Source organism: Microcystis sp. M113S1, from assembly GCF_020246945.1.
In the GTDB taxonomy this organism is placed as follows: domain Bacteria; phylum Cyanobacteriota; class Cyanobacteriia; order Cyanobacteriales; family Microcystaceae; genus Microcystis.
On record NZ_JADBSA010000211.1, the window covers coordinates 1 to 7,299 of the forward strand.

Consider the following 7,299-nt stretch of genomic DNA (forward strand, 5'->3'; position numbering starts at 1 on the left):
GGGGAAAATTCAGGTACTTTTTCCCTGAAAATTAGGTAGTTGACCACCTGAAAATCGGTAAAACCCATCCCCCATCCCCCATCCCCCATCCCCCAACCCCCAACCCCCACCGAAAAACTTTTTCAGCAGACCCTACTTAAGGCGTTTCTCATAAAGATGAAGTATAACTGGAGAGGGCATCCTCTGCTGTCTCCCGTCTCGACTAGGAAATTAATTTTGTCCGACTACTTATAGCAGTTATCAGTTTTTTAGTCGTCAGTCGTCGGCTTTTTTTGATCACTTGCCAAAAACCCAACCTTCTGCTGCAAACTAACGTCGTCTCAACAAATTTTTCATCTCTCCCCAGATAGAAAGTTGACCACCTAGACTAGAGGGATGAGTGAAAATTCCCTGACGGGGACTGAATAAAAAGGCCAACATAAATAGGGTAAAAGCGACAAGCACGATCGCCGGTCCAGAGGGTAAATTCCAGTAATAACTTAAATACATCCCACTGATACTAGAAATAATCCCCACACCCACACCTAAACCCATGACTTGATGGAGACGGGTAACTAAAAGATAAGCAGTGGCCGCGGGGGTAATCAAAAGGGACAAAACGAGGATTACTCCCACTGCTTGGAGACTAGCAACGATTGTCAGACCAATCAGGAGCATTAAGCCTAAATCTAATAAATTTACTGGTAAACCCGCCGCTTGCGCCCCGATTTTGTCGAAAGTGTAGAATAATAGTTCTTTATACAGGAGCAAAACGGTTAACAAAACGATAACGGCAAGAATTAGGGTATCGCGGATGTCGGCAGCAGTAACACCCAGAATATTGCCGAAGAGAAAGTGATTAAGGTCAATTTTGTTGTTTTTTTGGATGAGAGTGATCAGGGTGATGCCAAGGGCAAAAAAAGCCGAGAAAACGATACCCATGGCCGCATCTTCTTTGATTGGGGAACGATTACGGATCAAGTTAATCAGTAGGGTACTGACCATTGAGGCTAGTAAAGCACCCAGTAGCAGATTAAAATTACCAATAAAAGCGATCGCTAATCCGGGTAAGACCGAGTGACTGATGGCATCGCCCAAGAGGGCCAAACGTTGTACCATCAGGTAGGTTCCCACCACCGCACAAATGATCCCGACGATGATAGCTTCAATTAGGGATCTCTGCATGAAACTATACTGTAAGGGTTCGATTAATCCTGTTAATAGATTGTTGCCCATGAATCTGCCTTGGGGTGAAATTTTTCTGATTCTCGATCGAGGTTTTGCTCCTAGGGTCTATCTTCTGATCGGGGGAGAAGATAGGTTAGGATAATTAGGATTAATTGTAAGTTTTTTCGCTCCTAACCGCCGCCATGGATACCCCCGTTCTTTCCTCAACTTTTTTTCTGACTCTCCTGCTCATGGTGGGATTATTCTTTTTTATTCGCGGTTCCGTCAAAGAGCGTATCGAACAGCGTGTCTATCTTACCAGTACCAGTGACGACCAACTATTAGAACAACTGCGAGATTATTTTGACCGACGTTCCTATCAAGTCAAGGCGATCGAACCAGAACAGAATATTGTCAGATTACAGGGTTTTGTGCCGCCTAGCCCCTTTCTAGCGATATTTTTGACAATTTTGGCGGCCTTGGGTTTATTTTGCTTATCGCTGGTGTTATCGCTGTTATTTCCCGATACTAATCCCTATATTTTTGCTCTTGTGGGTTTATCTCCCCTCGCGGGGGTTTTCTATTGGCAAAAAGTCGGCCGTTTAGAAGAAGTGGCTTTTAAAGTAGAAAGCAAATCTCAGCAAACGGAATTAACTGTAAAAGCCCATCGGGACGAGTTAAGACAACTACAAGATAGTTTAACCTTTCTAGAAAGACAATAAGCTTTTTATGTCCTACGAGCGCCTAATTTATCTGGCCGATACCGATGCGGCCGGTGTGGTTTACTTTGCCCATCTTCTCTCGATCTGTCATCAAGCCTACGAGTTTTCTTTAGCACAATTTGGCATCAATATCAAGGATTTTTTGAAAGATTCTCCGGTTGCCCTACCGATTACTCAAGCGGAAATCCAGTTTTTTCGGCCTCTTTTTTGTGGCGATCTCATACAGATTGATTTCACTGCCCGATCCCTGAGCGAAAACGAGTTTGAATTGCAGTATAAAATTTATTTGGCTGAAATCATGGTCGCAAAAGCGAAAACTCGCCATGTCTGCATCGCTCCCACCGCTAGACAAAGAATCCCTTTCCCGGAATCTTTAAAAAATTGGTTAAGATATTTATCAACCCTAGAGGAGACTGGTATTTAAGGGATGATTTGGGCAGATTTAACGATAATTTTAACTAGGGATTGGTGGCACAATGCTTGGCAATTATTTAACCTTAGCACCGGGAGGATTATCTGGAATTCTTTTCTGGCTTTTATCCCCTTTATCCTTAGCTTTTGGCTATTTCGGATCGCCCTCGATCGTTCCCTACTCTGGTGGTTAAGTCTCTTAGTTTTCCTGCTTTTTTTACCCAATGCTCCCTATATTCTCACCGACAGCATTCATTTAATCGCCTATCTTCAGCAGGATTACGCCAAAAGTTTAATTTTTTTAGTTTTAATCCCCCAGTATAGCTTCTTTATTTTTATGGGCTTTCAGCTATACGTTCTCTCCTTACTTAATTTAAAAAGTTATTGTCAGCAAAGTCAGCTAAATTCAGCAGTTTTACCCCTAGAAATAATTCTCCATTTTTTAAGTGCGATCGGTATCTATTTAGGACGGTTTCTCCGACTGAATAGTTGGTATCTAGTCACTCAACCGCAGCAAATATTCTGGAGTTTGCAGAATTTACTGACTCAAAAACCTTTGATATTCATCGCTGTCTGTTTTTTAATTATTTGGCTACTATACGAAATCAATAAAAGGCTTTACAATCGATTTTTTGGCTACAATTAACGCCTATCGGGAATTTCCACCCTCTCCTAGTCTCTTTCGGATTAATTAAAAGATAGCAGGAAGACAGAGATCAATTTGCCACACCGATATATGATGATGATCAATATTTTTTCTCTCTCATCGCCATGACGAGCGCTGATCAATCTCAACCCCTCCCTAGGGATGACTGTTTTCACTACCAAAATTGTTGGTATCCTGTGTTATTCGTGCAGGATTGGCAAAAAAATCCCTACTCTTTCTCTCTTTATGGGCAACCATTGCTAATATTTCGCGATCAGCAGGGAAAATGGGGCTGTTTGCTCGATCGCTGTCCCCATCGCTTGGCTAAACTCTCCACAGGACAGATGATCGCTGGGCGTTTAGAATGTTTGTACCATGGTTGGCAGTTCGAGACGGATGGAAAATGTTCCCATATTCCCCAACTGCCAGTCAATACCCCGATTCCTCGCAATGCCAAGGTTAAATCCTATAGGGTGGTGGAACGTCAGGGAGTCCTCTGGGTTTGGTTAGGAGAACAGGAAACAGCGAAAGAAAGCGATATTCCTATCATCAAAGACCTAGAAGACCCCAATTGTGTCCATACCGATTATGTCATCGATTTTCCCTACGAACAGGGCTATTTACTCGAAAATCTCCTCGATCCCGCCCATGTTAATATTAGCCATGATCGCAGCGAATTCGGGGCAAAACGGGAAAATGCTCAACCTTTAGCCTTCCAAATCCTCGAAATCTCGGCGCGGGGAATTCGCAGTCAGTGGCGCAATAGCCGCAATCCGCAGGAAAGCTGGAAATATCTGGATTTTCTGGCCCCTAATCTCGTTCATTATCGTTTTTCTCTGCCTAATCCCGATTGGTATGCTGGATTGGCTTTATACGGGATTTCTCTCGGTCAAGGTCGTTCTCGCTTACTGATGCGACGTTACCAAAATTTTGCCGTTAACTCCCGTCAATACCGTTGGCGCTGGTTGGAACATCTGCGTCAAAGTCGCATCCTCGAAGATGATCTACCTTTAATTCAAAGTCAGCAGCAAATGGTGGAAAAGTCAAGAGATAGTTTACAAAAATTATACTTACCCTTAAAAAGTTCCGATGCCTTGGTGATTGAGTTACGTCAATGGTTCGATCGCTATGGGGACTCTTTCCCCTACTATCAAGGCTACACCAGCCAGCGGACAACGGCGATCGATTTATCCGATCCTTTACCCCTCGATCGCTATTCTCGTCACACTGTCCACTGTCGCACCTGTAGCACTGCTCATGAAAAAATGGTAAAAACTAAACAAATCGCGATTTTAATGGGGATATTATTAGCTTTACTGGCAATTTTATCCCCAAATCAGTCTATCTATCAAATTACTGCTCTTATTTTCGCAATTTTGGCTTTAGCAATAGCGATCGCTGCCAATTACACCCGCACAAAATTTGAACGCACCTTTGAGAAAAAAGCGCATACCAAACTACACTAATAAGTAGGGTTTGCTGAATAAATCTAAAAACCTTGTTGGATAAGACTTTTAGACTTTTTTCCCCTCAAAAAGTGCCAGCCATTGGGGTGATCGGGGGGAAAATTCAGGTACTTTTTCCCCGAAAATTAGGTAGTTGACCCTCTGAAAACGGGTAAAACCCCACACCCCACACCCCACACCCCACACCCTACCACCACCGAAAAACTTTTTCAGCATACCCTAACTAAGATTTCTACTACAAAAATCTGCCTAAATCGAATTCCGTTGTGGCAGTAATTTCTCGAAAACGTTCTTGACTGATAATTAACAATAATCTTTCAGTATAATCCACCGCACCGCGCAATTCTCGTTCTAATCTTGCTAAACCAGCGTTGGCATATTCCTCGAAAATTGTCACTCGCAAAGCTTCCGAATCTACCCCGTGGGGAGAAAGAATTTTCGTGTCTTGGAATTCATTGACTGCCAATAATTTGATTAGGGTATCGTAGCCACGAGAAATAAAAATTTCTAGGTTAATAGGTGAGGGTTCCTTCGCTACATTTTCTATCGCCACCCTCTCCTGATATTTTACCCCTAAAGCCGCCGCAAAAGCGATGACATCAGCATAGGTTTGAAAAGGTCCAATTCCCTGATTAAAATTAACTAAGGACTGGACAAATTCCCCTTTATCTCTAGCAATACGCACTCGATGAATGGACATATTTATCAAGTAAAAAGTAAAAAAGGTTACAAAATTCAGGAGATAGGAACCCGCTAATAAATGATAACTGCTTTAAGGATAAGTTTTAATTAGTCCTTTAGCTTGGTAAACATGAAATTGTTCGATGGCGACACCACCGCGCTTGATCGGAATGACAGCTACTTTAGTTATATCTTGGAAATAGGGACGGTAGCGATCGATTATTTCCGGTCTTTCTAGAGAACTATTCGTAGTAATTAATAAACCATTTTTACCGATCCATTCTTGAGGATTAAACCAAATTTGATAACCCCTTTGATCGTTGTTAAAACAGGTGACGGGAATAGGAACTAGGGGATAAAGGGCCATATCTAGCCATGCGGTCACATAAAAATTATGGGTAAAAACGAAGCTGGAATCTTTTAAGAGTGCTAATAATTCGGGAGAATTAGCAAAGCCTTGGCGCAGTTGATCGATATCGACAATTTCCCGAGAAGGGTCCTGTTCTGGGGCAATAATTCCCCCAAAAATTGCGTATTGACTAGGTTTTTGGAAAGTGCCAAAAGTAACGTGAAGCATTGCTATAGATAAAACAGTAACGATAAAAATTCCTGACCCCCATAACCATCTTTTTACCCAGATTCGAGAAGATTGCTGCCAAGTATTGGCCTTTTCTCCTAATAAAATTGTGCAGGACCAGAACCCGGGTAAAATCCAACTAGGGGCGAGATAATGGGAAGCACCCACATAAAGCATTCCCAGGATTAAAGGCAGAGAAACCGAGAGAATTAACCATTTTTTTAGTGATTCTTCTTCTCGATGAAAAAATCTTTTTTTCGAGATAAAGTTAGGAATTTGTTCGGCAAAGCTTTTAAATGTCACCCACCACATCGGCAGACCGAAAGGTGGAAACATCGTGGCGATACTAATGCCAACAACCGAGAGAATACCGAGAATATTAAAGGTTTTCGGTTCTCCAGAAAAACGGTCTTCTAAATGAAAGCGAAAGGAAATCCAATTATGGTTAATATTCCAGTAAATAATCGGCAATAAAGTTATCAAAAAGAGAATAAATCCTAATCCCAACCAGGGAGATCTAAATACAGGCCAATAGCGGGGAGTGGTCAGACAAAATAAAACTAAACCAAAGCCCAAAATAAAGCCGTGATATTTACTTAAAACCGCCAATCCTACGGCAAGTCCAATATAAGCGAGACGATAGCTAGGATGATAGTTTTTTTCCCGAATTGGCCAGAATTCTTGGGCAGCTAAATAGACTGTTAATGACCAAAAAAAGATTAAAGGACTATCTGGCTGCGAAAGAATCCCGAAGACGATCCCATAGATGGGGATAAGAGTGGCGATCGCTAAAGTCATTCTGGCGACCGGCAGACTGAACAATTTTAAAGCGGTCAGATATAGCAAGCAGAGGCTGCCAGTATAGAGGAGGAGAGTACCGAAGCGAATCGTAAATTGATTGACTAATCCCGTGATCCAAGTCCCAAAACCCGTGGAAATCGCTACTATTGGCGGATGATCGAAATAACTCCAATCTAGATTATGGCTGTAAACATAATAATAGGCTTCATCGTAACCGGGATAAAGCCCCAAGGCGATGATTATTCTAAACAGGAGTCCACCGATGAGCAGATAAACGGCAATGCGATCGCTAAGTATTTTGGTCAAAATTCTTACCTCATTTCATCGCTAAAACTGATGTTAGAGACGGGAGATTTTTGAGGTTGCCAGATTCGAGATTTGTGCATCTATGGCAAGGTTAGATTTAAGTGTGATCTTTATTTACTATATCACCAACTCTGTCATCTTTTAGCCCTTGGCTATCAGCAAACTCTCCCTAGTCGTTGCTGATTTGCGATCTGAAAGTAAGATTAAGGGAACAGGTAACGGTAAACTTAGATAACGAAGGCAGGAGGAGAGGGCAGGAGGCAGTTTTTGTAACGGGGATTTATGCCCCGCTCCCAAAACTTTTCGCCTTAAGGCGAAGTTTTCGACCCAATTTTTTCGATAAAAGTGATGTTAAGTAAGTGTTTGTAATTAGGGTCTGCTGAAAAAGTTTTTCGGTGGGGGATGGGGGTTGGGGGTTGGGGGATGGGGGATGGGGGATGGGTTTTACCGATTTTCAGGTGGTCAACTACCTAATTTTCAGGGAAAAAGTACCTGAATTTTCCCCCTGATCACTCCCATGCCTGGTACTTTTTGATTGACAAA

The 7,299-nt window shown here is 42.3% G+C and carries 7 protein-coding genes; 4 read left to right on the plus strand and 3 right to left on the minus strand.

All coding sequences use genetic code 11. The features are described 5' to 3' along the window. Positions 1 to 309: 309 nt before the first annotated feature. Positions 310 to 1,215 (minus strand): metal ABC transporter permease, encoded by a 906-nt coding sequence (locus IM319_RS10710; protein WP_286824562.1) that lies wholly within the window; start codon positions 1,213 to 1,215, stop codon positions 310 to 312. A gap of 134 nt (positions 1,216 to 1,349) precedes the next feature. On the opposite strand from IM319_RS10710, the gene IM319_RS10715 reads away from it, so the two are divergent. The 4 genes from IM319_RS10715 (at position 1,350) to IM319_RS10730 (ending at position 4,391) form a co-directional block, all read left to right on the plus strand. Next, entirely contained in the window at positions 1,350 to 1,868 is a 519-nt protein-coding gene (locus IM319_RS10715; protein WP_286824561.1) for a cofactor assembly of complex C subunit B, read from the plus strand. 7 nt (positions 1,869 to 1,875) lie between these two features. Further along, entirely contained in the window at positions 1,876 to 2,292 is a 417-nt protein-coding gene (locus tag IM319_RS10720) for an acyl-CoA thioesterase (RefSeq protein ID WP_287735573.1), read from the plus strand. Between the two features lie 3 nt (positions 2,293 to 2,295). Next, positions 2,296 to 2,925, plus strand: coding sequence for a DUF1361 domain-containing protein (locus tag IM319_RS10725; RefSeq protein WP_287735574.1), 630 nt, complete (start codon positions 2,296 to 2,298; stop codon positions 2,923 to 2,925). Between the two features lie 125 nt (positions 2,926 to 3,050). Beyond that, positions 3,051 to 4,391: a Rieske 2Fe-2S domain-containing protein gene (locus tag IM319_RS10730; protein ID WP_287735575.1), complete on the plus strand. Its 1,341-nt coding sequence runs from the start codon at positions 3,051 to 3,053 to the stop codon at positions 4,389 to 4,391. Between the two features lie 235 nt (positions 4,392 to 4,626). On the opposite strand, the gene IM319_RS10735 is transcribed toward IM319_RS10730, so the two are convergent. Further along, positions 4,627 to 5,091 carry a DNA phosphorothioation-associated protein 4 gene (locus tag IM319_RS10735; protein WP_002760679.1) on the minus strand — a complete coding sequence of 155 codons (465 nt, stop codon included), beginning with the start codon at positions 5,089 to 5,091 and terminating at the stop codon, positions 4,627 to 4,629. 72 nt (positions 5,092 to 5,163) lie between these two features. Beyond that, entirely contained in the window at positions 5,164 to 6,756 is a 1,593-nt protein-coding gene (locus IM319_RS10740) for an ArnT family glycosyltransferase (RefSeq protein WP_287735576.1), read from the minus strand. Positions 6,757 to 7,299 lie beyond the last annotated feature (543 nt).

What these genes read in the sequence shown, in the direction of transcription:
- IM319_RS10710 (WP_286824562.1), bottom strand. Translation starts at nt 1,215, where the DNA reads ATGGGCAACAATCTATTAACAGGATTAATCGAACCCTTACAGTATAGT.
- IM319_RS10715 (WP_286824561.1), top strand. Translation starts at nt 1,350, where the DNA reads ATGGATACCCCCGTTCTTTCCTCAACTTTTTTTCTGACTCTCCTGCTC.
- IM319_RS10720 (WP_287735573.1), top strand. Translation starts at nt 1,876, where the DNA reads ATGTCCTACGAGCGCCTAATTTATCTGGCCGATACCGATGCGGCCGGT.
- IM319_RS10725 (WP_287735574.1), top strand. Translation starts at nt 2,296, where the DNA reads ATGATTTGGGCAGATTTAACGATAATTTTAACTAGGGATTGGTGGCAC.
- IM319_RS10730 (WP_287735575.1), top strand. Translation starts at nt 3,051, where the DNA reads ATGACGAGCGCTGATCAATCTCAACCCCTCCCTAGGGATGACTGTTTT.
- IM319_RS10735 (WP_002760679.1), bottom strand. Translation starts at nt 5,091, where the DNA reads ATGTCCATTCATCGAGTGCGTATTGCTAGAGATAAAGGGGAATTTGTC.